This window comes from Pseudenhygromyxa sp. WMMC2535 (genome assembly GCF_011083025.2).
On record NZ_JABJWV010000001.1, the window covers coordinates 8,825,449 to 8,851,505 of the forward strand.

Here is a 26,057-nt window from a genome sequence, read left to right on the forward strand (position 1 = left end):
GCTACCCGCCGAAGCCGCTGAGCACCCGGAGGGTGCGGCCGCTGTCCGTCCTGATCGTCTTGGCGGGCGCCGAAGAGCGCGCCATCAACAAGATGTGCTCCGTCACGGCCGGCTTGAAGCCGGGCAGGTCGATGCCCTCCTTGCTGTGGATCAGCGAGAGCACCCAGACCACGTCGTCCCCCTCGGCCCCGTCGAGACCCGAGCCAGGCGCCTGCTCGAGCTCGACGAGCTTGGCGTCTCCGCCCTTGGCCACCTTGCGCATCAGACGGTTCGCGTCTTCGAGGCTCCCTCCGGTAATCCTGGCGAGCACGGTGCGCAGATTGTCATCTGGTTTGTCCGCGCTGAACAGCCCCGGGTAGCGCTGCGAGAGCTGTTTCTTGAGCTGCGGATCCACGAACTCGACCTCGCCCCAGACCGTGGCGATGATCGCCCGGACGGGCAGCTGACCGAGAAATTCGAGGGCCCAGCGGTGCTCGTCGGTGATCAGCCGCAGGCCGCCGACGATCGTGTCGAGGTGGTCGCGCAGCCGCGTCCGCGCCGACTGCGAGCGCAGCGCGCTGCGCTCACGCCTGCGCAGCACCGCGCCGGCCATCTGGCGGCCGAGGTTCTCGAACACCTCGACGTCGTCGGGGCCGATCTCGACCTCGATGAGCACGTGGATCAGCCACAGGCCGAGGAGCTCGCCGCGATTTTCGAGCGGGACGATCAGCGTCTTGCGCTCGCCGAAGCGCGCGCCGCTGGGCAGCAGGTCGCGCGTCCAGCTCGCCCGCAGGGTCAGCCAGGCGGCGCGGAAGGGCGCGCGGCGCAGATCCAGCGCCTCGCGCTCGGCCAGGTACTTGTGGCTGTCGGCGTCGAGCTTGGCGCTGGCCCAGACCTGGAGGTTCCAGCGGTCGGGCTGGCGCTCCATGATCGTCGAGGCCGCCGCGCCGCCGACGATACCCTGGGCGTACTCGGCTCCGATCTCGGCGAGGTCGTCCCAAAAGCCGTCGTCCTCGGGGCGGTCGAGGTCGCGCTTCTCCGAGGCCTCGCGCAGCACCCGAGCCCGGAGGGCGCGCAGGCGCTCGAAGGCCTGGACGGCCTGGCCCTGCCAATAGCCTGCCGTCGTCAGCGCCATGATCAGCAGCGGTCGGGAGATCCCCAGGCGCGTGACGCCGCGCAGCAAGAGCACGCCGTCGAGGCTCGCCAGCACCACGACCAGGGCGAAGAGCATCAGCGCCGCCTTCTTGCCGCGCATGCGCTCGAGGGCCCACAGCAGCGCGAAGGCGAACAGGCCCCAGAGCACGTAGACCAGCACCGGCGAGGGCGGCTCCGCGACCTGACCGTCGGCCAGGGCACGCAGGGCGTGGGCCTCGATCTCCGCCGGGCTCAGCGGACCGACCGGCGTGTCGATGGGGATCGCGAATTGTGGATCCGTGACGCCCATCAGCAGCAGCTGGTTCGCGAAATTGCGCTCCATGTGATCGTCGCTGACGAGCACGCTCGCCGACAGCCGCGGCAGGCTGCTGTCGGGCATCATCCACTGCACATAGAGGCGATCGTGGACCGGCGGGAACATCGACCCGCTGCTGTCGATGATCTTGGCCAGGCGCCCGCCCTTGGACACGGGCAGCGCCCCGTCGCGCAGGCCGCCCTCGCTCCACGGAGAGCTCGGCGCGTCCTCGCCCACGCGCAGCAGCAGCCGGACCTCGGGGAAGCGCTCGCGCAGGTGGGCGAGGTCGGCCTCGTCGAGCTGGAACATGCGCTGATGCCCGACCTCGACGAAGAGCAGGGGATCGCTCGCGCCCTTGGTCGTGGCTTCGATCAGCAGCTCGAGCCGGCTCGCGTCCCAAGGCGGCGGACCCCACTTCTCGATCGTCCCGGCGTCGCCGACGATCAGGTGGACCTTCTGCGAGCTCTTGCTCGTCGCGCCCACGCGCTCGCCGAGCTCGAACCACAGCCCATGGACGCGCTGATCCAGGCGCCCGGTCAGGCCGGCGAGCTGGAGTAGCCAGACGACGACCAGGACCGCCGCAACCAAACGACCAGCCCGCGCGAGCAGCTGCAGCTCGCGCGGGTTGATTTTTTGACCACTAGCGGTCTTCTGGCTCCGGGCCTTGGCCATGGTGGCTAGACTCGGCGCGGCCCGAGAACCCTCAGGGCGAGGGCCAGGTCTGGGCGAGCTCCAGGGAGTGGGGCGATCCCCACCCGCTGCCGGGGTCCCACCCGGACGCGGCCTGGTGGAACTCGGTCGCTCCCGAGGTGATGTCTCGGAAGGTCGCCTGCACCGCTTCGTCGGTGTACAGGATCTGGTTGAGGTAGCCCATCGGCGCCATGCCGTTGTCTTCGCGATATTGGTTGATCACCGTGATGATACCGGCAAGCACGGGCGACGCAAAACTCGTGCCACCATAGAGCGCCCAGTTCGAGTTGTAGTAAACCCAGTAGGGCGAGTACGGGGACGCCGCAGCCGAGAGATCGGCCGTCATGCGGTGCTCCGAGTCGTAGAAGGGGTAGTCAGCGACGGCCGCGACCTGCCAGTCAGGGATGTCGAAGCTCAGCGTCTCGCCCGAACCGGACTCGTCCCAGAGCGACTCGCCGGCGAGGGTGCTCCCGCTCCAGTGCAGGCGCGTACCACCCGCACCGCTACACCAGGGGCTCGAGCTCGGCGTATCGGTCTGCGCCGAGTCGCCGGTCGCCGCGAGCACGGTGAGGCCGAGGGCCGCGCCGATCAGCGACGAGTGATCGTACTGGTTGCGCACGACCTCGGGCTCCGAGTCCTCGCGGTGTGCGAACGAGGTCGTGATCACCGAGACGCCGTCGAGCGGCGCGCGGGTCAGGGCCTCGTTGTAGACGAACACGATCGAGGTGTTGCGCGAGTCGGGGCCCGCGTAGCTGACGATCTCCGCGCCCGGGGCCATGGCGCCGGCCCAGGTGTTGTCGAGCTGGGACTCGACATAGCGGGTGATCGGATCCTCCATCAAGTTGAGGACCTCGGGGTTGGTGCGGACGATGCCGAAGCTCTGCCAGAAGGTCTGCGCCCACTTGTAGTGGATCGCGGCCCCCATCACGACGCCGATCTTCTGCCCGCTGCCGTCGTAGCCGAGGGCGTAGAGGTCGTCGACGTCGTAGGCCTGGGCGACGCGGGCCGGGGTCAGGCGCGAGCCGTTGGTCGCCGTGCTCGGCGGCGAGACGGTGATCTCACCGGCCTCGTTGGGCAAGCTGCCCTCCTCGGCGAGCAGGTCCGCGGTCACGATCCCGGGGCTGCGGTCGGCCACGAAGATCGGCAGGGTCATCGGATCCGGCGTGCAGTACACGGGGATCGGGTCGTTGCCCTGCTGCGGGTTCTTACGCATGCACACGTGCAGCGTGGTGTTGAAGGCCTCGTTGAACTGTCCGACCAGACCGCTGAACTGAATCAGCATGCGGTTGGTGGCCAGGTAGTTGACCGAGAGGCCCTCGAAGTCGAGCCAGGCCTGGAGCAGGTTGAAGTCCGACTCCAGCGGCGCGTGGTTCTCGAGCAGCTCGTCGACGGTCATGTACTGACCGAAGGCCGGGCTGTTGGGGTCGGAGACGTCGAGGACGAAGTCCTCGAGCTCCTCGCGGTTGCGCAGGTCGAGGCCGATCAACGCCCGGAAGCCGTCGTCGGGGTCGGCCTCGCCGAGGTCGTCGTAGACGCCGGGGAGCGGGGTCGGCACGCCGTCGGGGTTCGGGGTCGGCTCCCACTCTTCCGGCGGAATCTCGTCGAGGTCGTCGCCGAGCGTATCCGCGCTGTCCGTGGTCCCCGAGGTCTCGGTCGTCGTCTCCGTCGACTCCTCCTCGGTGGTGTCCGTCGACGACTCTTCTTCGGTGGTCTCGTCGGTCGACTCTTCGGTCGTATCCGTCGACTCCTCCGTGTCGGTCTCGGTCGTCGGCTCACCGACCTCGTCGTCGGTGCTCGAGCTCTCCCCAATCGGGATGTCGTCACCGACGCAGCCCAGCGTCAGTAAGCTCGTGGATAAGAGTGCCGTCCCCAGTTTAATCGTTCGCCGTGTCATGTCGTCCTCACTCGCTATGGCCCTCCCCTGCTGCTCAGCCCTCGTCGCAGCAGCGGAAGCCAGTGTCGATGTTACGGAAGTTCCGAGCGCGCTTGCTGTCGATGCCGCAGCGCAGCGTGGGCCCATCGCTGAAGTAGGAGCCGCCGCGCCGGCGACAGGTCTGATCCTCGTCGTCGACGTCATCGCTGCCGCAGGCGTTGGTCCACTCCCAGACGTTTCCGCTCATGTCGTAGATACCCGAGTAACCACCGTCGCAGGTTGCGAGGCTACCAACGTGTAGAAGTTGACCGTAGCCCGCCTCCTCGCCATTGCAAGCGTCCTCGTCATAGAGCAGCCCGTAGGGGTAATTCTTGACGCCGCCTTGGGTGCAGGCCTTGTACCACTCGTTGTTGGCGGGGTTTTGCACGTCGCTGAACTCCGCCGCGCTGCCGTTGGTGTTGCCGCACAGCCGGCGCCCCGACCACGCACAGTAGGCGTAGGCGTCACACCAATCGACGCCGGTCACCGGCAGATCGGGGTTCGGCTCGACGGGGAAGTTGTCGGGGATGAACTCGTCGGGGTCGTCCTTCCAAGAGCAGGTCTCGGGCAGGATCTCCGCGAGGCCGGCCTCGGTGAACTCGACGGACATGAAGTACTGGTACTGGCTGTTGGTGACCTCGGTGCTGTCGATCGAGGTCGAGCCGATGTCGACGAGGCTCGGGCCGCTCGGACACGCGCCACAGTCGGGCAGGCCACAGCCGCCGTCGCAGGGGCCGCCGACCGAACCGGTCTCGGACTCTTCCTCGCCGGTGGTCGTGTCGGTCTCCGCCGTCTCGGAGCCGCTCTCCGACTCGGCGGTCTCGGAGCCGCTCTCCGACTCGGCGGTCTCGGAGCCGCTCTCGGTGTCGGTCTCCGCCGTGGTGTCGGTCTCGGAGGTCGACTCGGTCTCGGTGTCGGTGTCGGTGTCGGTGTCGGTGCCGGAGGTCGACTCCGACTCCCCAACCTCGTCGTTCGAGGTCGACTCGGTGTCAGCGGTGTCGGTCTCCGCCGTCTCGGAGCCGCTCTCGGCGGAGGAGGCCGTCTCGGCCTCACTGATGTCGTCCGAGCACGCGAAGGTCAAAGTGGTGGTTGCGAGCAAAAGGGCGATGGTCGAGCGATGAAGGGAAGAGGTCATCTGGAAATCCGAAGAAGAAGAAGTTGGTCAGGCTGATTTGAAGAGATTGACTGCAAAGACATGCCGTTTTGAGGCTATCCCCTTCACGCTCGCGCGAATCTCGCCGAACCTGTCTGAAAAGTGGGGCAGCTAACAAAACTTGCTATTTCTTTGAAATTTCTGTTTGTGATACCCTATGAGTGCACCAAATTCCTCTCATGGATCCTATATTAATTCGTGAGCTGACTCACTTACGAGTCTAAGTGTGCAGATTTAATCGCTTGGGAAACACGAATATTGAGCCGATGTTTCTCGACCCCCCTGCGCGCGTTAGGGCGACACGCAACAGCGAAACCCGACCGCGTTGTCTCGATCACTGCGCGGCCGCGTGCTGTTGACAGCGCAGCGTAGGTTGTCCTCGTCCGAGTGACGGGATCCACCTCGCCTCCGACATGGCGTGTCGAAGTCGCCCCCCGACACCTCGCAGGCGTCCGTCCACTCCCAGACGTTGCCGCTCATGTCGAATAGGCCGGACAGACCGCCCTCGCAGCTCGCCATGCTGCCCACGGCCTGGAGATCATCCAACCCCGCGTCTCCCCCGTTGCAAGCCTCGGGCTCGTAGCTGGACGCGTATGGGTAGTCTCGCGCGCCGTCGTTGGAGCAGGCCCGATACCACAGGTCGGTGACGGGATCTTCGGCGGTCTCGTAGCTCGCCGGCCCGCCCGCCACGTCGCCGCACAGCGACTTGCCGACCCAGGCGCAGTAGACAGCCGCGTCGCACCAGTCCACCCCAACGACAGGCAATTCCCCCACCAGCTCGTCCGCCCAGCCCTCGGGCTCGAAGGCGCTCTTCCAGTCGCAGCCCGCGGGGAGCACCGAGGCGTCGAAGACGACCTCGAGCATGGGCGCGTAGGCGGCGTTGCTCACCTCGGTCGCGTCGATCTGCACGCCGCCGCCCTCGACGTCGACGGCGATCATCGTCGGGCCCTCGGGGCACTCGCCGCAGCCCGGCGTCCCGCACGAGTCGGCGCAGTCGCCCATGCCCAGGCCGTCCCCCGTGTCGGGCACGCCCTCGTCTTCCTCCTCGCTGCTCTCCTCTTCGCCATCGTCGCCCTCGCCTCCGCCGCAGGCCATCGTTGACAGCGTTAGCGTCGTCATCGCGACGAGCGCGACAAACGCGAGGCCACGTCGCGAGGGTTGGCGAGATGAAGAGCGGTGAGCGAATTCTTGGAGGGCGATCATCATGGTCGAGTCCAGCGCCTCCCTCTAGGTTACCGGTCCACGACCGCCAGGTGCGCAGAAAATACGCGCGCGCAAAGACGAGTCGCAGACCGTGAACCAAAGATCAGCTGCTGATCGGAAGCTGATCAGCTGTCGCCCTCGCCGGCCCGCCGAGCCACGACGATCATCAGCTTCGACGCCTCGTCGTAGGCCGCCCCTTCGAAGTCACCGAGCAGCGACTCCAGCTCCAGCCCCGCCCGCGACAAGGCCTCTCCAAGCTGCTCGGAGAGCAGGTAGCGCTGGGGCAGCTCACCTTCGATGGCCTCCTCGCCGCCCACGGGCACGTGGAGATAGGTGACATCGAGACGCTGCTGCGCCTTGTCCCAGCTGCTGCGCTCGAGGATCTCGTAGCGGACCGACTCTTCTTCACCCTCGTCCACCTCGACGGCGCCGACGTGCTCGAGCCAGCCAGGATCGAGGTCCTCGGGCTCGGCCTCGGCGTGGAAGCCATCGGCGGCCCAGACATCGAGGATCAGCCGCCCCTGTGGGCCGAGGTGACGGGCGACGTTGGCGAGCAGCACGTCGACCGCGGCGGGCTCGAGCAGGCAGTAGAGCCCGCCAAAGGGGATGATCACGCGATCGAAGCGGCGCCCGAGCTCGAGCTCGGCGCCCATGTCGGCGCGCACGAGCTCGGCCCTCTCGGCCTGCGCGGGCGGCAGGGCCTGCAGCCGCGCCCGGGCCAGCGCGAGCAGGCCGTCGTCGAGGTCGACGCCAACGAGCTCGCGGTCGGGCTCGGCGAGCGCCGCGAGCACGCGCGCGTCTCCGCAGCCGAGCTCGAGCACCGAGGCCGCGCCCGCGCAGCGCTGGCGATAGAAGTCGACGTCCCCGGGGTTGCCCGAATGCAGCGCGACGTAGAGGTGGGCGGGATAGGTCATGGCAGCAGTCCGATCGAGCGCATCAGCTCGAGGGCGTTGGATTTGTCGACCACGCCGGGTCGCATGCGGTAGTCGAAGACGAGCTCGCCGTCGATCAGCGTGTCTTCGAAGTGGACGTTGGCCGCCCGCGGCGCCAGCGACTCCGCGGCCCGGGCGAGGGCGAGATCGTGGGTCGTCAGCATGCCCAGGGCACCCCGAGCGATCAGGCTCTCGAGCAGCGCCTCGGCGCCGATCCGGCGGTCGTGGGAGTTGGTCCCGTGCAGGATCTCGTCGAGCAGGAACAGGCAGGGCCCGGCGTCGGCGAGATCGCTGACCGCCCGCAGGCGGGTGAGCTCGGCCCAAAAGCGCGACGCGCCCTCGTGCAGCGAGTCCTGCACCCTCAAGGTCGCCCCCAGGCGCGTCGGGCTCAGGCGCAGCCGGGTCGCCCGCACCGGCGCGCCGGCCAGCGCCAAGACCACGTTGCAGCCCACGGTCCTCAAGAAGGTGCTCTTGCCCGACATGTTCGAGCCGCTGACCACGTAGGCGCGCACCGGATCGCCGAGGGCGAGGTCGTTGCGCACGCAGGCCGAGCGCGGCAGCAGCGGGTGCCCGAGCCCCTCGCCCTCGAGCACGCCGCCCTCGCTCTCCGCGTTCTCCAGCTCGGGGAAGGGATCTTCGGGGTTCTCGCAGGCGTAGCCGGCCAGGGACTGGAGCGCCTCGAGTTCGCCGAGGGCGGCGATCCACGCGGCGATGCGCTGGCCGTGCTCGAGGCGCCAGCGCTCGATCGCCAGGGTGAAGCTCGGGCCCCACATCAGCGCGAGCGCGAGGGCGAAGAACAGCCCGTTGCGCTGCGCCTCGTACCAGCCGATCAGCCGCCGCAGCCGGGCCACGGCCAGCGACGCCTTTTGGCCCTCGGCGCCCAGCTGAGCATGGAGCGCACGCAGCTGCGGCTGGCCATCGAGCAGCTCCGACGCGCCCTCGAACACCTCGAAGAGCTCGGCGAGCACCGCGAGCTCCTCGCCGCCGCGCTCCGCCGGGCCGACCACCGCCATCATCCGTGGCTCCACGACCTTGTGGATCACGCCCTCCACCGCCAGGGCCGCGAGCAACACCCACGCCCCCAGGCCCTGGGTCCACGCCACGACCCCGCCCACGACCAGCGCCGGCATCACCGCCCCGGCGACGCGCAGCCACGTCCGGGCGCGCACCGAGATCACCGCCGGGGCCAGGCCCCAGTCGATCAACTTCTGTGGATCCACCTCGACCCGCGGCCCCTGACCCGGCAGCGCCTCGCGCCGCGGCGTCCCGCGGATCGCCGCGCTCACCGGCCCGGCCACGGCCATCGCCTCGCGCAGATCCAGGGCGTCACGCAGGGCCTCGACGCAGCGCTGGCGCGCGCGGATCGTCTCGGCATCGACGAGCGCGACGAGCTCGCCCCCGCGGCCGACACCGGGGCTCAGCCACGCCGCCAGCGTGTCCTCGCCGGCCCGAGTCCGCGCCCGACACAGCAGCGAGAACAGCGAGCGCTCGCCCGCGAGATCGAGGTCCCCCGCGAAGGGGTGCTCCCCGGTGAGCAGCGTGCCCTCTCCCCGGGCGCCGCCCTCCCCCGTCCAGCGATCTTCGAGGCGCGCGAGCCCGGATCGGTAGTGCCCTACTGCCCGGCCGATCCGCGCCAGGCTCCGCAGCACGCGATCGTGCACGACCACCAGCGCCAAGAAGATCAGCGCCGGCGCCGCGACGGTCCACCCGCTGAGCCCCGCACGCCAGGCCATGAAGATCATGATCAGCGTCAGCGAGAAGGTGATCACCCGCGCCGTCGACAGCGCTCGGCTGCGGGCCTCGAGGGCGGTCATCGTCGCCTCGCGCGCCTCGAGGCGCGCGGCGTAGCGACCCCGCAGCGCCCCGCGGGCGTCCCCCGCTCGCGCCGCGCTCACGGTGCGCTCGCCAGGGCGGCCTTGGCCGCCGCGAAGTCCGACTCGCGCCTGGCCACGCTCGTCTTCGAGTTGTCGTCGTAGAGACCCTCGCCCTCGAAGCGCAGCCGACGATCTCCGACAACCAACTGGCGCGACGCGCCCTCGCCCTCGATCTCGCACTCGGCGTCCTCGCGCTTCCAGTCGTCGAAGATCTCCGACCAGGCCGAGCAGCGCCCCCCGGCCTCGAGCACATAGACCTGGCCCATCACGCAGGCCACCGTCTCGTCACCGATCACCACCCCCGTGGACGAGGCCACCCCCACGTGCAGCGCGTCGCCGACGAAGGTGAAGGGGCGGTAGGTCGTCTCGCCCGCGTCGGCGTCGGTCAGCGCGACCTGGCAGGGCGAGTAGATCGTAAAGGCGTAGCGGTGCTCGCTCTCGCCGTCGAACTCGACCAGCTCGTCACCCTCGATGAACCACGCCGTCTCGCCTCCGGGTGCCAGGCCCGGCACGACCCACGCGCCCTCGAAGCGCTTGGCCGCGGCCGCGAAGTCGTAGGCGCCAAAGGGCCCGCTCGGGGCCTCCTTGGGGGTCTCGGGCTCGGGCGCCGCGCGCCGCTCCCCGCTGGGCTTGGCGGCCTCTTCGGTCTCGCCCCCGCAGCCCGCGAGCACCACGGCGAGCAGCGCCGCCGCGCCCAGCCCGGTGCGCACCTCGGCCTGGCCCAGGCTCACCCCTCGCCTCCAGGCTCGGGGTGGACCATCTCCGCGAAGGGCTTGCGGAGCCGCGTCGCGGTCTCCCGCTCGCGCAGGCCCTCGGGCAACGACGCCGGATCCCCCGGCCAGCCCAGCGCCAGCCCGGCGACGACGTCGAAGTCCTCGCCCACGCCAAAGCGCTCGCGGACCACCTCGCGCTCGATCCCCGCCATCTGGTGCATCATCAGCCCGATCGCTGCGGCCTGCACCGACATCAGCGCCGTCGCGGCGCCCGTGTCGTACCAGGCGTGGGTGTTGGGGGCCCCAGTTTGCGTGAAATTTCGCCGTGCCAAGGAGAAGCCCAGGACCGGCGCCGAGGCGGCCCAGCTGCGGTTGAACTCGTTGAGCCCCGCGAGCGCGTCCTCGTAGCGCGACCCCGCCGAGCGCGGGACCAAGATGAAGCGCCAGGGCTGCTCGTTGTAGCTCGAGGCGGCCCAGCGCGCGGCCTCGAGGATCGGCGAGAGCTCGTCTTGGGTCGGCTCGCGCCGGTCGAAGGCCCGGGGACTCCAGCGCCTGGCGATGACGTCGAGGATCGGATGTTCGGTCTTTGCGGCGTTGTCCATCTTGGGGGGTGTAGTGGTACCATCTGGAGCCACGGCGGTCGCGGGGGCCCGCGCTCGCCAGCTGGATTGCTGCGCTAATGCCACACCACGGCCGCGACATCGAGGTCATGCCGACAGCCGACGGCCTTTGGGTCGCCGGCCGAGCAGGTCGCGCGCGCCTGTCGAAGATCGGCCCGGGGGTCGCCCGCGTCGACGTCGACGGCCACGCCTACGCCGAGTTCGCCGAGCACTTGATCGCAACCATCGACGAGCAGCTCGGCAGCTGTGGCCACATCTTCTTGGGTCTCGACGCCGAGGCCATGCGCAGCTACGACGCCCGCTTCCGCTACCTGTGGACCGAATGGATCAAGCGTAACCGCGACTCCATCATCGGCATTCACATGCTCTTTGGCAGCTCCCTCGCCGAGAGCGCCGCAGTGGTCATCAACGCCGTCACAGGCGAGGATAAGGTCGAGACCTGCAACAATCGTGAGCAGTTCGAAGATCGCCTCGCCGCCGAGGTCGAGCGCGAGCTAACCTGCGCTTGATGGACGACGCCCCCAAGTCTGCCAAGCACGCCGCCGCCGAGCCCCCCAAGGACGAGGAGCTGTCCTTCGCTCGCCAGCTCTACTTTGGCTCCGTCGAGGAGGACGAGGTCTTCCCCTACCCCGACGAGCTCGGCGACGAGGAGCGCGAGACCCTCCAGCTGCTCCTCGATCCCCTCGACCGCTTCTTGCGCGAGCGCGTCGAGGAGGGCGGCGTCGACCACGACAAGCTGCTCGAGCCCGAGCTCCTCGACGAGCTCAAGGAGATGGGCCTGTTCGGCCTCCAGGTCCCCGAGGAGTACGGCGGCCTCGGCCTGTCCAACACCGGCTACGCCCGGCTCTTCGAGCGCGTCGCGGCCACCGACTCGAGCATCGCGGTGACCCTGGGCGCGCACCAGTCGATCGGCTTCAAGGGCCTGATGCTCTTCGGCACCCCCGAGCAAAAGCAGCACTACCTCCCGCTGCTGGCCAGCGGTGAGCTCGTCGCCGCGTTTTGCCTGACCGAGCCCAGCTCGGGCTCCGACGCCGCCAGCATCCGCACCCGCGCGCGCCTGTCCGAAGACGGCGAGCACTGGATCCTCGACGGCTCCAAGCTGTGGATCACCAACGGCGGCTTCGCCGATGTGTTCACCGTGTTCGCCCAGACCGAGGTCGAGATCGACGGGCAAAAGAAGGACCGGATCACCGCCTTCTTCGTCGAGCGGGCCTTTGGCGGGGTCGAGAGCGGGCCCGAGGAGCACAAGCTCGGCATCAAGGGCTCGAGCACCACGCCGATCCACTTCGACGGCTGCAAGGTGCCCAAGGCCAACGTCCTCGGTGAGGTCGGGGGCGGCTTCAAGATCGCGATGACGATCCTCAACAACGGCCGCTTCGGCCTGGCCGCGGGCTGCGTCGGCGGCTCCAAGCGGCTGATCCGCGAGGCCGCGGCCTACGCCAACCAGCGCGAGCAATTCGGCAAGAAGATCGGCGAGTTCGAGCTGATCCGCAAGAAGTTCGCCGAGATGGCCCTGCTCACCTACGCCGCCGAGTCGATGACCTACATGACCTGCGGGCTCATGGATCGCGGCGCCCGCGACTACGCCATCGAGGCCGCCATGTCCAAGGTGTTCTCCTCCGAGGCCACCTGGCACATCGCCAACGAGTGCCTCCAGGTCATGGGTGGCCTCGGCTACTCGCGCGAGTACATCTTCGAGCGCGTGGTCCGAGACTCGCGGATCAACCTGATCTTCGAGGGCACCAACGAGATCCTCCGGCTGTTCATCGCGCTCTCGGGCATCCAGGCCCCGGGCGAGCACCTGCGCGAGCTCGTCTCGGCGCTCAAGGACCCCGTCGAGAACTACGGCATGCTGCTGACCGAGCTCGTCAGCCGCGTGCGCAGCCGGGTCATCACCGAGGAGCTCCAGCGCGCCGCCCCCAAGCTCAAGCGCGCGGCCGTGCACATCGAGGACAAGGCCGAGGCCTTCGGCCAGGCCGTCGAGCGCCTGCTTCGTCACTTCGGCAAGAAGATCATCGACGAGCAGATGCTGATCGAGCGCGTCGCCAACGTGGCCATCGACCTCTACGCCATGGTCGCCGTGGTCTCGCGGGCGACCCGGGCGCTCGAGCAGGGCCGCAAGCACGCCGAGCACGAGGCCACCTTGGCCTCGGTGTTCTGCGAGCAGGCCGATCGCCGCATCCGCCGGCACCTGCGTGCCATCGAGCAGGGCCGCAAGAACGGCGACGAGGCGCTGCGCGAGATCGCCGACGCGCTGCTCGGCGCGGGCGGCTACCTGCCCACGCACCCGGTGCTCTGAGCGCGCGAGCTCGCGCGCTCGGGTTCGCGCGCGACCAGACGCAACGAGGACCGCAGCTTCGCCAACCCGCGAACTGCGGTCCTTGCTATGCTCCGACCATGGTCAAGCCCTTGGACCCTGGCGGCTTCCCCCGCCGCTTTGGTGACTACATCATTCACGAGCTCCTCGACGAAGGCGGCATGGCGAGAATCTACGCCGCCGAGGAGGCGCTGACCCACCGGCCCGTGGCGATCAAAATCCTCCGCGCCGAGTTCGCTAGAACCTCTCGCGGGCGCCGACAATTTCTAAACGAGATGAGCGTGCTCGCGACCATCGACGATCCCAACGTCGTGCGCTGCCTGCTCTGCGCCGAGATCGAGGAGCAGCCCGTGATGATCCTCGAGCGCCTCGAAGGCCTGACCCTTCGCCGCATGCTCACCCAGCGCGCCGCGATCCCCTGGCGAGAGGCCACCGACTACGCCTTGCAGATCGCCAGAGCGCTGCGCGCCGCCCACTCGCGGCACCCCCCGGTGGTCCACCGCGACCTCAAGCCAGAGAACGTCATGGTGCTCATGAACGGCCAGGTCAAGGTCATGGACTTCGGCATTTCCAAGGTGCTCCAGACCGTGGCCGGCTCGACGACCCACCCCGTCGGGACCTTGCAGTACATGAGCCCGGAGCACATCGACGCCCAGCCCATCGACCCCCGCTCCGACCTCTTCTCCCTCGGCCTGGTGTGGTGGGAGATGCTCGCCGGCCGGCCTGCCTTTCATAGCGACTCACCGCGCAAGCTGCTCGATCAGATCTGCAATCACCCCGCGCCGACCCTACCCGAGCCGGTTCGCCGCCAGCTCTCGCCCGCGCTCCAGCAATTGCTCGCGCGACTGCTGGCCAAGGACCGCAATCAGCGGCCAAACAGCGCCCAGGAGGTCATCGCAGTGCTCGAGGCCCAGCTCGGGGGCGCGCCCAGCGTGTCCGTGCACAGACACCGCCAGCCCCCGCGAGCTGCCCCAAACCATCGCGAACGGCCCCCAAGCCAGCCGCGAGCGCAGAGCACTCAACAGCTCGTCGACTCGGCCGCGGGTCGCTCGCAGCAGGCCTCCGACACCGAGGATTTCGCCGAGATCCTCAGCCGCTTTGGGCAGGCGACCTCGGCGTTGATCGTTCGCGTGCTCGTCGGCCTGCTGCTCTCGCCGGCTGCAGCCTTGGTCTATCTCGGCGTCCCCCTGCTCCTGGCGGTCGTCTACGCGAGCTTGACCCTGCCCAGCTCCAACGAAGAGCTCAGCGCCAACGATATCGAGGAAGCCCTGCTCTCTCTCGGCCTCGTCGCGATTGTAACGACGGTGGTCTTCATCCGCTCTAGCTGGCACCACCGCCGCGAGGACGGGCCGTCCTCCATTCGCAAGCCATGGTTTGTCGGAGGATCCATCCTGATGCTCGTCTGGCTTGGTGCTCCCATGCTCGAGCAAAACGCTGGCACCACCTTGAGCGCTGAAATTCACGGAATCATCATGGCTTTGGGCTTCTACTGGCAAGCCTTCACCGGCGCCTGGCTCATGGGCCGAGCAACCTCGCCTTTGCTCCGTCGCCTGTCTCTCACCCGCCATTGACACGACGTCACAAAAGAGGCGGTCACGCGCACGCATGACGGCGTGCACGTGGCCACTTCCTCGTTTTGCGCCTGCGCCTCGGCTGACACCATGGCGCACGGACACAGGCCCTGGCTGTTGGGGTCTGGCCCCAGCCCCAGCCCACTTCGTCGTCACAACAGCGGCTGGGCACCCTACGATATGCACATTACCCAGACTATCAAACTGCCGCATCACGCACACCAAATACACACATTTAAATATTGCAATGCAGCATTGCGAACTCAGACTAGTCACCATGGCACAAGTCACCGACTACTCGATCCTCTTCTACGGAACCTCGGACGGCTACTCCAACAACCGAGCCCAGATCCACCTGAGCAACAACGGCACCTCCTTGGGGTTTGTCCGCTTCCACGACGACGGGATGACCTTCCCCGCCGACAGCGAGAGCGGCAGCATCATCTACATGCACCTGCCCTCGAGCGCCTACGCGGGCGTGATCGACATGCTCCGCAACGAGAGCCCGATCAACTTCTACTTCGCGTCGTCGCACGCGTTCTTGGGCACCAGCACCGAGGGTGTCGGCGAAGGCGAGAGCTGAACCTAGCATGACTCGGCGCGAGCCCCAGCTCGCGCGCGCCGGCGCAGGGACTTGCAGAGCCCTGCGTCGGCGCCTGTACCTGTTGCGAGCGGGCTCTCCTGCGACGCTGGAGATCAGGTCTGATCAGGCCTGATCAGGCCTGATCAAGTCTGATCAGGCCTGATCCACTTGGCGAGCTCCGGCGCCTGCCAGGCGCCCAGGCGCGCGAGCAAGGCCGCGGGCTCCTCGGCAACGCTGAGCATCCCGCGGTGTGGCACACCCACGAAGCCCTCGTCGACCATGCGATCGACCATGGTGATCAGCGGGCCCCAGTAGCCCTCGACGTCGAGCAGCCCCACGGGCTTGCGGTGCAGCCCGAGCACCGCCCAGGTCCAGACCTCGAACAACTCCTCGAGCGTCCCGAGCCCCCCGGGCAGGGCCACGAAGGCGTCGGAGAGCTCGGCCATGGTCGACTTGCGCACGTGCATGCTCTCGACCACGCGCAGCTCGGTGATCCCGGTGTGCCCGAGCTCGCGCGCCTGCAGGGCCTCGGGGATCACCCCGATCACCTCGCAGCCAGCCGCGAGCGCGGCGTCGGCCACCACCCCCATCAGCCCGACCCGACCACCACCATAGACCAGCCCGAGGCCCTCGGCGGCCAGGGCCTCGGCGAAGCGGCGGGCGGCCCCCGCGTAGGCCGGGCGCTCGCCCGGGCTCGAGCCACAAAACACGCAGACGCGGCGCATGCTCGGGCCATAGCACGGCGTGGCAGCGGCTGCGAGCGCCCGCGAGTCGGCCCCGCCCCAGGCCACGTCCCGACAGCTCACCGAAGCTCACCGATCTAGGAGCCCGTGGTGAAACCCGGCGCCAGGAGCCGCGCTGGGTTCCACCACGGGCTCCTAGGGAAGTACGCAGATCCCGGTGGACTCGTAGCCGGGCGGCGCCTCGTCCTGCGCGAAGAAAGCCACGCACTCGCGCGGGCCCGCGCAGACCTCGGCCCCCCCCAGTTCGCAAAAGGGCGTGCAGCAGCCGGGATCGTCCCCCACGCAGCTGGGCACGAGGGCCGGGTCGACGCAGCCAAAGCCCGCCAGGCAGTCGTTGTAGTCGTCGCAGGCCTCCAGATCCCCCGCGGGCGTGGCGACCAGCGAGCAGTCGAAGGCGTTGCCGGTCCAGTAACAGCCGTAGTCGAGGGGGCAGTCCTGGACCAAGGGATCGCACTGCTTGGCGCACAGCGAGACCGCGCCCGAGAACAGGCAGGCCCAGCCGGCCGGACAGACCAAGTCCTGCGGCGTGCCCACGCAAAAAGGAACGCAGGTCCCCTGGAGCTCGCCCTCGACCCACTCGAGGTTCCAACAAAAGCCCTCGCCGTCGCAGTCGTCCTGGGCCTCGTTGAAGTCGCTGAGGGTGCAGGGCTCGCCCCAGACCTTGTCGCCGAGGATCGGCATGCACTTGTCGGCGTCGAGGAAGTTGCTGCCCTCGACGCTCGCGAAGGGCACGCACTTGTGGGTGGGGAAGCAGTCCTGGGCCAGGGGATCGCAGGGCTCGTTGGTGACGTCGGGGGGGACGCCCCAGGTGTCGAGGCCCTCGTCGGGGTCGTCGAGGCCCTCGCCGACCTCGCCGCTGTCCGTGTCCGTGCCCTCGCCTCCGCTCGTCTGCGTGCCCCCGCCGGACTCGCCCTCACCAATGTCGCTCTCGCTCTCCCCCGCGCTCGTCGACGCGCTCTCCTCTCCCCCGCTGCCCTCGCCAGTACCTTCGCCCCCGATCTCGTCGGGATCGTCCGCGCTCCCCACGTCCGCGGCACCGCCCTCGCCCGCGACCTCATCGCCGACGCTGCCAAAATTCCCGCTCCCCAGCCCGCCGGGGCCGCAACCCGACATCGAGAGCGCGAGCCAGAGCGCGCGCGTGGCTGAAGCTCGAGGCGACATGACTTCACCTCCCACTGTAGCGCAGCCCCGGCTCGGATATGATGCCCCGTGACCGACAAGCTCGTACCTGTCTGCACATGCTGGGACCTCGCGGAGGCCATGGCGATCCGCGGCTCCCTCGAGGCCCGCGGGGTGCCCGTGCATGTCGACGGCGAACACCAGCGAGGCATGCTCAACTTGTTCGGCAGCGCCATCGAGCTGCGCATCATGGTGCCAGCCTCCCAGCTGCGCCTCGCCCACCAGCTCGCCAGCGAGATCATCGCTGGCCTCCCCGAGCCCGACCTCGGCCCGGAGGAGGCCCCCGCCGGCTTCGAGCTCTCACCAACCCGCCGCCCCCCCGCCGAGGACCTGGTGCCCTACCCGGACACCGAGGACGAGGACGGGGGCGACGCGGCCGCTGCTGACAAAGAGGGCAGCGAAGAAGGCGAGGACAATGAGGAAGACGCCAGAGCCGAGCTCGAGCCCGCGCAGCGCAAGTCCATCGGGGCGGTGCTGATGCTCGCCTTCCTCGGCCTGTCCTTGGGCACCGTCCACGCCTACGCCGGCAACAAGACCGGCGCGCGGATCCTCCTGGCCTTCGCGGCCCTCGGCCTGCTGCTGCGGCTCTCGGGCTCGCTCATCGGCACCTCGATCCTCGCGCTCGTGTGGCTCACGGACGTGGTCCACGGGACGGTGTTGATCGTGCGGCACAACAGGGCGGTGGCCGAGCGAAAGGAAGCCGAGCAGGCGCTCGAGGAGGCCGAGCAGGCGCTCGAGGCCGAGGCGCTCGCCCTCGAGGACACGGAAGAGCAGGTCGCGCCGAGCTCCTGAGCGCGCTCGGCCACCAACTCGGTTACCCTCGCCCCCATGCGCACCTCCGTGCCGCTCTTCCACTCGCGAACGCGAAGCTCGCTGCCAGCCCTGGCCATCGCCCTGGCCGTCGCCTGCGGCCCCAAGCCGAGCCCCGAGCCAACCGCAACCCAGCGCGATCAGAGCCCTCCCGCCGAAGCGCCCACGCCCCCCGCAGAGGTCCCCGGCAGCGAGGCCCCGACCGCGCCCGAGGCCCCCGCCGGCCTGCCCGAGGCCGCCGGCGTCCACTACCTCGAGTACCTCACCGGCGGCGCCCAAGCCGGCGACACCCTGCCGATGATCATCGCCATCCACGGCCTGGGTGACTCACCGCAGGGCTTCGTCGGCCTGTTCGAGGGCTTCGATCAGCCGGCCCGCGTGATCCTGCCCCAGGGCCTCGACGCCTATGAGCCCGGCTGGTCATGGTTCCCGGTCCGCGCCCGCGATGCCGACATCGAGGGCCTCGCCCAGGGCATCGCCAAGGCCGCCGACGCCCTCGCCCCCGCCGTCGAGGCGCTGACGAAGACCTACCCGACCGCGGGCGAGCCGATCGTCACGGGCTTCTCTCAGGGCGGCATGCTCAGCTTCACCCTCGCCGTCCGCCACGGCGAGCTGTTCTCGGCCGCCTTCCCCGTGGGCGGCTGGCTGCCCCCGCCACTTTGGCCGCAGTCCAGCCCGGGCCCCGACAGCCCGCCGATCCTCGCCTTCCACGGCGACGCCGATCGAGCCGTGTCCTTCGCGCCCACCCAGGAGGCCGTCGCCGCCCTGGACAAGCTCGGCTACGAAGTCGAGCTGCGCCCCTACCCCGGGGTCGGCCACGCGATCCCGCCGGCGATGCGCGCCGAGCTCATGGCCGCCCTGGGCGAAGCCGTGACCAAGCAGGCCGCGGCCGCTCCCTGAGCGACCCGCCCACCCACGCGCCAAACATGACAGCTCGGCGAGGCCGTGACCAGATCGGTCGCGGCTTCACCAAGCTGCAAGAATGTCGGCTCGGGACCAGCTCCGAGCGCCCTCGGGTGGAGCCGGCCCCGAGCACGGAGGGGACTCGGGCTTAGGCGCGCGGCCCTCAGGCGCGGCGCTTCTTCTTGGTGGGGCTCGGCGCCGGCTCGTCGCGGACGGTCTCGCGGTGCTCCTCGAGCACGCGCTCGTTGCCGGTCTTGCCGTCGACCTCGACCTTCTTGGCGAGCACGGTCTGGCTGACGATGCGGAACTCCACGCGGCGGTTGGTCTCGCGCCCGCTCTCGTCGTCGTTGTCGGCGAGCGGCTGAGTCAGGCCGTAGCCGCGGGCGCTCAGGCGCTCCGCCGCCACGCCCTCGCGGACCAGGCGCTGGCGCACCGCCTTGGCGCGGCGCTCGGACAGGTCGAGGTTGTACTCGGCGCTGCCCAGGTTGCAGGTGTGGCCTTCGATGGACACCTGCTCGAGCTGGGGGTTTTGCTCGATCAGCGCGGCGAGCTCGCGCAGGAGGCTGTCGGACTCCGAGCGGATGGTCGCCTTGTCGAGGTCGAACTGGATCTTCTCGTGGATGACGATGCGATCGTCGCGCAGCTCGACGCGGGCGGCCGGCGCGGCCTCCTCCTCTTCGAACACGGCGGCGGTCTCGACGGTCGGCGCCTCGGTCGACTCGGACTCGTGCTTGCAGCCGGTGGCGGCCCCGAGGAGCGCGATCGAGGGAAGGAGCATGAAAAGCTGGGTGCGGGCGGTGGTGATGGCGCGCATGGTCGTGGTTCTTCGCCCTCTTTGAGCCACGCCGAGGCGCCGAGGGTGCGCCCCCGCGGTCGATTTTTTCGACCCCCTCCCCCCTGATATCGTCCCCCGAACGCGGCACCTCGCCGCAGGCTCCCGCCCCTCCCCGGAACTTGCTCCATGCCCCAGCTCAAGACCTTCCCCGGCCTCCAGGGCGCCGACTTCATGCACCCCTGGGACGTCCAGGCGACCGCCTCCCTCAAGAAGGTCCCCGGCTTCGACAAGCTCGTCGCCAAGGTCATGGAGTACAGCTTCGAGCGGGTCTACTACCTGCAAAACACCGCCGACAACGTGCGCGTGACCCCCAAGATGTTCCCCAAGCTCCACCGCTACCTCGAGTGGGGCTGCAAGATCCTCGACATCGACGAGCCGCCCGAGCTCTACGTCACCCTCGACCCGGCCTACAACGCCTACACCTACGGGCACACCAAGCCCTTCATGGTCCTGACCTCCGCGCTGCTCGACGTCCTCGACGAGCGCGAGAAGCTGTTCGTCATCGCCCACGAGCTCGGGCACATCAAGTGCGAGCACGTGCTCTACACCCTGGTCGCCGAGAACCTCGCGGTGCTGCTCGAGGCCGTCGGCCGGGTCACCCTCGGGCTCGGCTCGCTGATCGGCGCCGGCCTGGCGCTGCCCTTGCTCGACTGGTATCGCAAAGCCGAGCTGTCCGCCGACCGAGCGGGGCTGCTCGCCGTCCAGGATCCCCAGGTCGCGCTGAGCGTGTTCATGAAGCTCGCCGGCGGCGCCGAGAGCCTGCTCGCCGACATGGACCCAAGCGAGTTCCTCGCACAGATCCGCGCCTACGAAGACCGCGACGTCTCGACCCTGGATCGCGCCTACAAGCTGCTGATCACCGTGCTGCGCACCCACCCCTTCCCGATCATGCGGGCCAAGCACCTCGACTTGTGGGTCAGCGAGGGCGGCTACGCCAAGCTCACCGGGCTCGACGACCAGACCATGGCGGCCGAGCCAGCGCCGGATCCCGAGCCCAGCTGAGCCCAGCGCGCCCAACATGGCCGCGCCCGCGCGAAAACGCGGTAGGCTGGCGCCAGTGCGCGAGCGCAAGAGCAGGTCCGGCACACCAAGGCCAGCGCGCGCGTGGCTGTGGAGCCTCCTGGTCTTCGCGCTCGTCCTGCTCGCGCCGCTGCGCGACGCCGCGGCCAACCCCGACCTCGAGTTTCGGACCATCGAGACCGAACACTTCGTGATCCACTATCACGTCGGCGAGGAGGAGGTCGCCGATCGCATCGCGATGCTGGCCGAGCGCGCCTGGCAGCGCCTGACCCGGGAGCTCACCCACGCGCCCTCGCTGCGCACCCACGTGGTGATCACCGACACCACCGACGCCTCCAACGGCTTCGCCAACGCGGTCCCCTACCCGCGCATCCGGCTCTACGCCGCCGCCCCCGACACCCTCAGCGTGCTCGGCAGCTACGACGACTGGCTCGACATCCTGATCACCCACGAGTTCGTGCACGTCGTCCACATCGACACGGTCCACGGGCTCCCGCGCCTGCTCAACGCGATGCTCGGCTTCGGCGTGGTCGGCAAGGTGCTCGGGCCCAACATCGTCCAGCCGCGGTGGATCATCGAGGGCCTGGCGACGATGTACGAGTCGGAGCTCGGCAGCCAGGGCCGCCACCGCTCGGCGCTCTTCGACATGTTCGTGCGCACCGCCGTGCTCGACGGTCGCTTCCAGCGCATCGACCAGTACAACTCCAACGCCCGGGTCTTTCCCCACGGCTCGTCCGTCTATCTCTATGGCCTGCACATGATGCACTTCCTGGCCATGCAGTACGGCAAGGACAAGCTCGCCGAGCTCAGCCACCTCTACGGCGGCCGGGTCGTGCCCTGGGGCATCAACCGCGCGCTCCAGGACGTGATCGGCGTCGACTTCGAAGAGGTCGAGCGCGAGTACCAGACCTACCTCGAGCGCCGCTTCCTGGCCGAGGCCCGGCAGATCCGCGCCCGCGGCCTCCGCCAGGGCCGGCGCCTGACCTTCACCTCGAGCAGCGGGGCCTCGGGCGCGCACACCCGCTACCCGGTGTGGAGCCCCGACGACAGCCACCTCTACTTCTTCGACGACGACGGCCACAAGCAGGCCGGCATCCGCCGGGTCCCGGCCAAGGGCTCGCGGATCCGCGAGGGCCGGGGCATCGGCAACCAGGGCAAGAGCCCCGACATCGAGCGGATCATCGACGTCGAGGACAGCTCGCGGCCGAGCTTCATCGGGCCCAACGAGGACCAGATCGTCTTCGACATGGTCGGGGTCCACGACATGCGCTACCGCTGGAGCGACCTCTACCGCTGGAAGGGGCCCAACCGGCGCGGGCGCGAGCAGCTGACCTTTGGCATGCGCGCGCGCGCCCCCGACGTGTCCCCCGACGGGCGCAGCGTGGTGTTCGTGCGCAACGACACCGGCCAGTCGCGCGTCGCCTTCTTGGCCCTCGACACCCTCGAGGTCCAAGAGCTGGCCCCCCTCGACGAGGTCCAGCAGGTCTACGACCCCGACTGGCACCCCAGCGGCACCAAGGTCGCCTACTCGGCCTGGCGCGAGGGCGGCTGGCGCGACCTCTACGTCTACGACCTCGAGACCCGCACCCACCAGCGGATCACCGCGGACATGGCCCAGGACAACTCGCCGGAGTGGAGCCCCGACGGGCGCTGGCTGCTGTTCTCGAGCGACCGCAGCGGGGTCTACAACATCTACGCCTACGACACCCACGAGCGCGAGGTCCACCAGGTCAGCAACGTGCTCGGCGGCGCCTTCGAGCCGGCCCTGAGCCACGACGGCGCGTCCTTGGCCTACGTCGGCTACTCGAGCACCGGCTACGACCTGTGGTCCATGGACTTCGAGCCCGAGGACTTCATCACCCCGATGCCGGCGATCCCCGCCTGGCCTTCGGCCGACGACCCGACCCCCGAGCTGCCCGAGGACCGCGGCCGCCCGCCCAGCCTCGACTCCAAACCCTACCGCTTCTATCGCACCTTCTACCCGCGGACCCTGGTCCCCGCGTCCTTCGAATTCGAGAGCGGCAGCTTGTTCTCGACCCTCGGCCTGAGCGTCGCGCTCGAGGACGTGATCGGCTTCCACTCGGCCGTGGCCAGCTTCGAGTGGCTGACCGCCGTCCAGCGCCCGAGCGGCTCGCTCTCCTACAGCTTCTCGCGGCTCTTCCCCAGCCTCAGCGTGGGCTTTGGCCGCGACTATCGCGTGCGCAGCGGCTACCGCCGCTACATCTACGATCCCCCCGTGGGCAGCGCGGCCTACGACGACGACCAGTCCTACGCCTACGACGGCTACCTCGAGCAGATCACTTCGGTGTCCGCCGGGCTCTCGGTCCCGGTCCTGCGCCTCGCTCGACACTCGGCGACCGCCTCGCTGAGCTACAGCTTCGTCAACTACGAGAACCTCGACGACTTCGACGACGTCGTCGACCCCAACGCCCCGACCGCGGACCTGCCCGAGGTCGGCGACGTCGCCTCGCTGACCTTGGGCATGAGCTACGACAACCGCGAGGCCGTGCGCTACGGCTACGGCAACGAGACCGGGCGCCGGGCCGCGATCAGCTTGACCGTGAGCGACCGCCGGCTCGGCGGCGACTACGGGGACGTGCGCGCGAGCGCCTCCTACACCGAGATGATCCGCATGCCCTGGGTCGGCCACCAGGTCCTCGCCCTGCGCCTCGCCGGCGGCGCCTCGGCCGGCGGCCTGCGCCGCCGCGGCGCCTTTCGCCTCGGCGGCCTCAGCGAGGAGCAAGACGTGATCCGCACGACCGTGGCGCGCAGCGCCTGGGGCGAGACCGGGGCCCTGCGCGGCTACGACCCGAGCGTGTTCTCCGGCCAGTACTACGGCCTGCTCCAGGCCGAATACCGCGCCCCGCTGATCGACATCGACCGCGGCCTCGGCAGCGTCCCGGCCTTCTTCGAGCGCATGGTCGCCGTGGTGTTCACCGACTGGGGCATGGCGTGGACCGACCCGCTGAAATTCAGCGACCTCGCCGGGAGCATCGGCGCCACGCTGATCACCAGCTTCAAGTTCGGCTACGGCGAGAGCGTGTCGCTCTTCTTTCAGTACGCCCACGGCTTCGACCCCGAGCTCGGGCTCGACTACTTCCGCGTGTTCGTGGGCCGGGGCTTCTAAAACAAACCCGCCGCCGGCCTGAGCCAGCGGCGGGTCTGTTCGTCGCTCAGCGGCGGCGCTCGATCAGCCGATCGACACGCACAGCTCCTTGGGCCCGATCGAGTTGTTGTCCTCGACGCACTCGTTGAGCGCCCCTTGGCCCATGCCGTCGTCGTCGACGGTCGCGCTCACGTCATAGGGCGCGCTGCCCGGGGCAGGCAGCGTGATCTCGACGCTCTGGCAGGCACCCGCCGCGATCGCGGCGTCGGTCTCGACCGTGCCCAGGACGCCGGCCTCGGCCTCGCTGAAGGTCACCTGCACGCCAGGGCCGACGCCCAGGCAGCCCTGGTTGCACACGCGAACCTTGAAGGTGACCTCGTCGAGGCACATGCCCACGGGCTCGAGGTCCTCGAGCACGAGGTCGGGGGCGCAGTTCTCGACCTCGCCTTGGGTGTTGCGCCGGTAGGAGTTGTAGGGCTTGGCCACGGGCACCTCCCAGTTGTTGTCCTCGATCAGCGGGATCCCGCCCTTCGCGTCGACGTTGGTGATGTGATAGGTGTGCTGGTTCCAGATCGGCAAGGTCCCGACCCAGTTGTCGAGGCGGTCCTCGAACACCTCGATGCCGGCGTCACCGATCGCGCCCTGGCTCGACTCGTTGTTGGTCGAGACGATGATCTCGGCCTTGAAGTCGCCGTCGACGTCCGCGATCACCGGGTACTCGGCGCGGGTCCGCGACGAGTTGATGTCGATGAACAGGATCTCGTCGTCGGTCATGTCGCCGTCGCAGCCGGCCCCCGGCGGGTCCAGGGTGCAGTCCGGCTCGACGCCCGGATAGATCCGCAGGTACCACTCGTCGCCGTAGATGACCTCGGAGCGCCCGTCGCCGTCGAAGTCGAACACCGAGGAGCCCGTGCGCTGGGACGAGCCGTCCTTGGTGTCGGCCTGCCACAGCTGGGTGAGGGTGTCGACGCCGTCGAACTGCACGACCACGTAGTTGTTGCCGCCCGCGGTCCCGATGTCCGGGAAGCCGTCGCCGTCGAAGTCGGCGATGTTCGGCGGCCCGCCGGCGCCGCCGCCCGCGATCGCGATGCTCGCCACGGTCGTGCCCGTGATCCCGTCGAGGATGTCGATGTCGTTCGAGCGCACGAGCACGACCTCGGGCACCCCGTCGAGCTGGAAGTCGGCGATGCCACAAAAGCCGTCGGAGCCGTTGGTCCACAGCTGGCTGCCCTCGAAGTCCACGCCCACGCTGCCCGTGAAGGTCCACGCCGTGCCGCCGGCGATGACCTCGGGGCGGAGGTCGCCGTCGAGGTCCGCGACGCAGCTGAGCTTGCCGACGCTGCCGTTGTTGCCGTTGTGCCCCGTCCCCTCCCAGATCAGGCTGCCCTGGGAGTCGTAGACCGCGCGCCCGTAGACGATCTCGGCGTCGCCCTGGAGGTCCATGTTGACCAGCGAGGGCGAGCCCGACTTACCCGAGCCCGAGTAGGTGTCGGACTGCCACAAGAAGTTGCCCTCGGCGTCGAGGGCGTAGAGCCAGCTGCCCTGGCCGGGGTTGATCACCTCGGGCACGCCATCGTAGTCGAGGTCGCCGATCGCCGGCGTCGCACCGGAGTCGGAGCGGTAATTCGAGTCGCTGAAGGTCCACACGATCTCGCCGGTGTCGCCGCGGATCGCCCGGAGCACGCCATTGCTGGTGTAGCTCGAGTTGTTGTAGGTGTTGAACACGATCTCGGGGATGCAGTCGCCGTCCAGATCGCCCACGGCCGGCGTCGAGACCACCTGATAGTGGTCCGGCATGTCCTCCTCGCCCGGGAGGACGTGCGGCCAGGTCACCGCGCAGGTGCCCGCGTCACAGATCTCCTCTTTTTGGCAGTCCGCGTCCGAGTCGCACGAACGGTTCTTGCGCTGGCCCCAGGTGAAGCGCGGGACCGGATCGAACACGCCGGCCTCGGGCGTGTAGGTGCAGTCGGCGTTGGCGATGTCCGGCACGCACAGGCCGAGCTCGCCGTCGCAGACCTCGTCGTCCTGGCAGCCCGTCTCCGTGTCCGTGGCGCACACCCCAGCTTGGCAGGCGTCGCCGGGCACGATGCAGCTGCCCGCGTAGCAGATCTCCGCGTCGCCGCAGCACACCTCTGGGTCCCCGCAGGGCTCCTCCTCGCCGCAGTCGAGCTCGCAAGCCAGCGTGTTGGGGTTGCAGACCTCGTCGTCTCCACAGCACTCGTCGCCGCAGAGGTTCTCGCAGCCATCGGTGGTGTCGAGGTCCGTGTTCGAGGTCGTCGACGTCGTCCCCGTCTCGCCGCCCGTGTCCGACGTGGTCCCATCTCCGGTACCGATGCCCTCTCCGACATCGTCGTCGTCAGTGCTCGCTCCATCGTCGCCGCAAGCGACGAGCAGCGACGTGCTCAAGAGAATTGGGGTGAGCGGACGCAGACACAAATTAGCCATGGAGCCGCCATCATATCCC

At 69.1% G+C, this 26,057-nt stretch carries 21 protein-coding genes; 9 read left to right on the forward strand and 12 right to left on the reverse strand.

The annotated features are described in order from the left end of the window. Position 1 precedes the first annotated feature (1 nt). The 8 genes from G6O69_RS34055 to G6O69_RS34090 form a co-directional block, all read right to left on the reverse strand. Positions 2-2,101, reverse strand: a complete 2,100-nt coding sequence (locus tag G6O69_RS34055) for a hypothetical protein (protein ID WP_172307639.1) — start codon at positions 2,099-2,101, stop codon at positions 2-4. Between the two features lie 31 nt (positions 2,102-2,132). Continuing rightward, the gene (locus tag G6O69_RS34060; protein WP_172307640.1) at positions 2,133-4,013 is read right to left on the reverse strand and encodes a S53 family serine peptidase; all 1,881 of its coding nucleotides are present in this window, start codon (positions 4,011-4,013) and stop codon (positions 2,133-2,135) included. Between the two features lie 34 nt (positions 4,014-4,047). Then, the gene (locus G6O69_RS34065; protein WP_172307641.1) at positions 4,048-5,166 is read right to left on the reverse strand and encodes a formylglycine-generating enzyme family protein; all 1,119 of its coding nucleotides are present in this window, start codon (positions 5,164-5,166) and stop codon (positions 4,048-4,050) included. A gap of 309 nt (positions 5,167-5,475) precedes the next feature. Continuing rightward, positions 5,476-6,279: an SUMF1/EgtB/PvdO family nonheme iron enzyme gene (locus G6O69_RS34070; RefSeq protein ID WP_172307642.1), complete on the reverse strand. Its 804-nt coding sequence runs from the start codon at positions 6,277-6,279 to the stop codon at positions 5,476-5,478. 233 nt (positions 6,280-6,512) lie between these two features. Further along, complete coding sequence (locus G6O69_RS34075; protein WP_172307643.1) at positions 6,513-7,301, reverse strand: class I SAM-dependent methyltransferase; 789 nt, start codon at positions 7,299-7,301, stop codon at positions 6,513-6,515. Continuing rightward, the gene (locus G6O69_RS42530) at positions 7,298-9,214 is read right to left on the reverse strand and encodes a DNA mismatch repair protein MutS (RefSeq protein WP_346017120.1); all 1,917 of its coding nucleotides are present in this window, start codon (positions 9,212-9,214) and stop codon (positions 7,298-7,300) included. The genes G6O69_RS34075 and G6O69_RS42530 overlap by 4 nt, the downstream gene beginning before the upstream one ends. After that, positions 9,211-9,924 (reverse strand): hypothetical protein, encoded by a 714-nt coding sequence (locus G6O69_RS34085; protein ID WP_172307644.1) that lies wholly within the window; start codon positions 9,922-9,924, stop codon positions 9,211-9,213. Before G6O69_RS34085 ends, G6O69_RS42530 begins: the two co-directional genes overlap by 4 nt. Further along, positions 9,921-10,508, reverse strand: a complete 588-nt coding sequence (locus G6O69_RS34090) for a nitroreductase family protein (RefSeq protein WP_172307645.1) — start codon at positions 10,506-10,508, stop codon at positions 9,921-9,923. The genes G6O69_RS34085 and G6O69_RS34090 overlap by 4 nt, the downstream gene beginning before the upstream one ends. 77 nt (positions 10,509-10,585) lie before the next feature. Between G6O69_RS34090 and G6O69_RS34095 the strand changes: the two genes are divergently transcribed. The 4 genes from G6O69_RS34095 to G6O69_RS34110 all read left to right on the forward strand — a co-directional run bounded on the left by G6O69_RS34095 (position 10,586) and on the right by G6O69_RS34110 (position 14,997). Beyond that, complete coding sequence (locus G6O69_RS34095) at positions 10,586-11,035, forward strand: hypothetical protein (RefSeq protein WP_172307646.1); 450 nt, start codon at positions 10,586-10,588, stop codon at positions 11,033-11,035. Next, positions 11,035-12,825 (forward strand): acyl-CoA dehydrogenase family protein, encoded by a 1,791-nt coding sequence (locus G6O69_RS34100; RefSeq protein WP_172307647.1) that lies wholly within the window; start codon positions 11,035-11,037, stop codon positions 12,823-12,825. The genes G6O69_RS34095 and G6O69_RS34100 overlap by 1 nt, the downstream gene beginning before the upstream one ends. Positions 12,826-12,923: 98 nt before the next feature. Beyond that, on the forward strand, positions 12,924-14,414 hold the full coding sequence (locus tag G6O69_RS34105) for a serine/threonine-protein kinase (protein ID WP_172307648.1): 1,491 nt from the start codon (positions 12,924-12,926) through the stop codon (positions 14,412-14,414). 277 nt (positions 14,415-14,691) lie between these two features. Continuing rightward, complete coding sequence (locus tag G6O69_RS34110) at positions 14,692-14,997, forward strand: hypothetical protein (RefSeq protein ID WP_172307649.1); 306 nt, start codon at positions 14,692-14,694, stop codon at positions 14,995-14,997. Positions 14,998-15,140: 143 nt separating this feature from the next. On the opposite strand, the gene G6O69_RS34115 is transcribed toward G6O69_RS34110, so the two are convergent. Both G6O69_RS34115 and G6O69_RS34120 read right to left on the reverse strand, forming a co-directional pair. Beyond that, complete coding sequence (locus tag G6O69_RS34115; protein ID WP_172307650.1) at positions 15,141-15,722, reverse strand: TIGR00730 family Rossman fold protein; 582 nt, start codon at positions 15,720-15,722, stop codon at positions 15,141-15,143. Between the two features lie 153 nt (positions 15,723-15,875). Continuing rightward, positions 15,876-16,901: a hypothetical protein gene (locus tag G6O69_RS34120; protein ID WP_172307651.1), complete on the reverse strand. Its 1,026-nt coding sequence runs from the start codon at positions 16,899-16,901 to the stop codon at positions 15,876-15,878. A 48-nt stretch (positions 16,902-16,949) separates the two neighbouring features. Here G6O69_RS34120 and G6O69_RS34125 point away from each other — a divergent pair, with 48 nt between their 5' ends. Genes G6O69_RS34125 through G6O69_RS40895 form a run of 3 tightly spaced genes read left to right on the forward strand, consistent with a single transcriptional unit; the run spans position 16,950 to position 18,784 of the window. After that, positions 16,950-17,711 carry a hypothetical protein gene (locus G6O69_RS34125; RefSeq protein ID WP_172307652.1) on the forward strand — a complete coding sequence of 254 codons (762 nt, stop codon included), beginning with the start codon at positions 16,950-16,952 and terminating at the stop codon, positions 17,709-17,711. A 36-nt stretch (positions 17,712-17,747) separates the two neighbouring features. Beyond that, the gene (locus G6O69_RS34130) at positions 17,748-18,629 is read left to right on the forward strand and encodes a prolyl oligopeptidase family serine peptidase (protein WP_172307653.1); all 882 of its coding nucleotides are present in this window, start codon (positions 17,748-17,750) and stop codon (positions 18,627-18,629) included. Positions 18,630-18,655: 26 nt separating this feature from the next. Further along, entirely contained in the window at positions 18,656-18,784 is a 129-nt protein-coding gene (locus G6O69_RS40895) for a hypothetical protein (protein WP_255215948.1), read from the forward strand. 11 nt (positions 18,785-18,795) lie between these two features. Here the strand turns inward: G6O69_RS40895 and G6O69_RS34135 are convergent, their stop codons facing one another. After that, a complete protein-coding gene (locus G6O69_RS34135) occupies positions 18,796-19,446 on the reverse strand; it encodes an OmpA family protein (protein ID WP_172307654.1) in 651 nt (216 codons plus the stop codon). A 147-nt stretch (positions 19,447-19,593) separates the two neighbouring features. Between G6O69_RS34135 and G6O69_RS34140 the strand changes: the two genes are divergently transcribed. Beyond that, a complete protein-coding gene (locus G6O69_RS34140) occupies positions 19,594-20,469 on the forward strand; it encodes a M48 family metallopeptidase (protein WP_172307655.1) in 876 nt (291 codons plus the stop codon). Positions 20,470-20,524: 55 nt separating this feature from the next. Next, a complete protein-coding gene (locus tag G6O69_RS42535; protein WP_172307656.1) occupies positions 20,525-23,614 on the forward strand; it encodes a DPP IV N-terminal domain-containing protein in 3,090 nt (1,029 codons plus the stop codon). A 63-nt stretch (positions 23,615-23,677) separates the two neighbouring features. Here G6O69_RS42535 and G6O69_RS34150 read toward each other — a convergent pair whose 3' ends face one another. After that, entirely contained in the window at positions 23,678-26,038 is a 2,361-nt protein-coding gene (locus G6O69_RS34150) for a VCBS repeat-containing protein (protein ID WP_217909973.1), read from the reverse strand. Between the last annotated feature and the right edge of the window lie 19 nt (positions 26,039-26,057).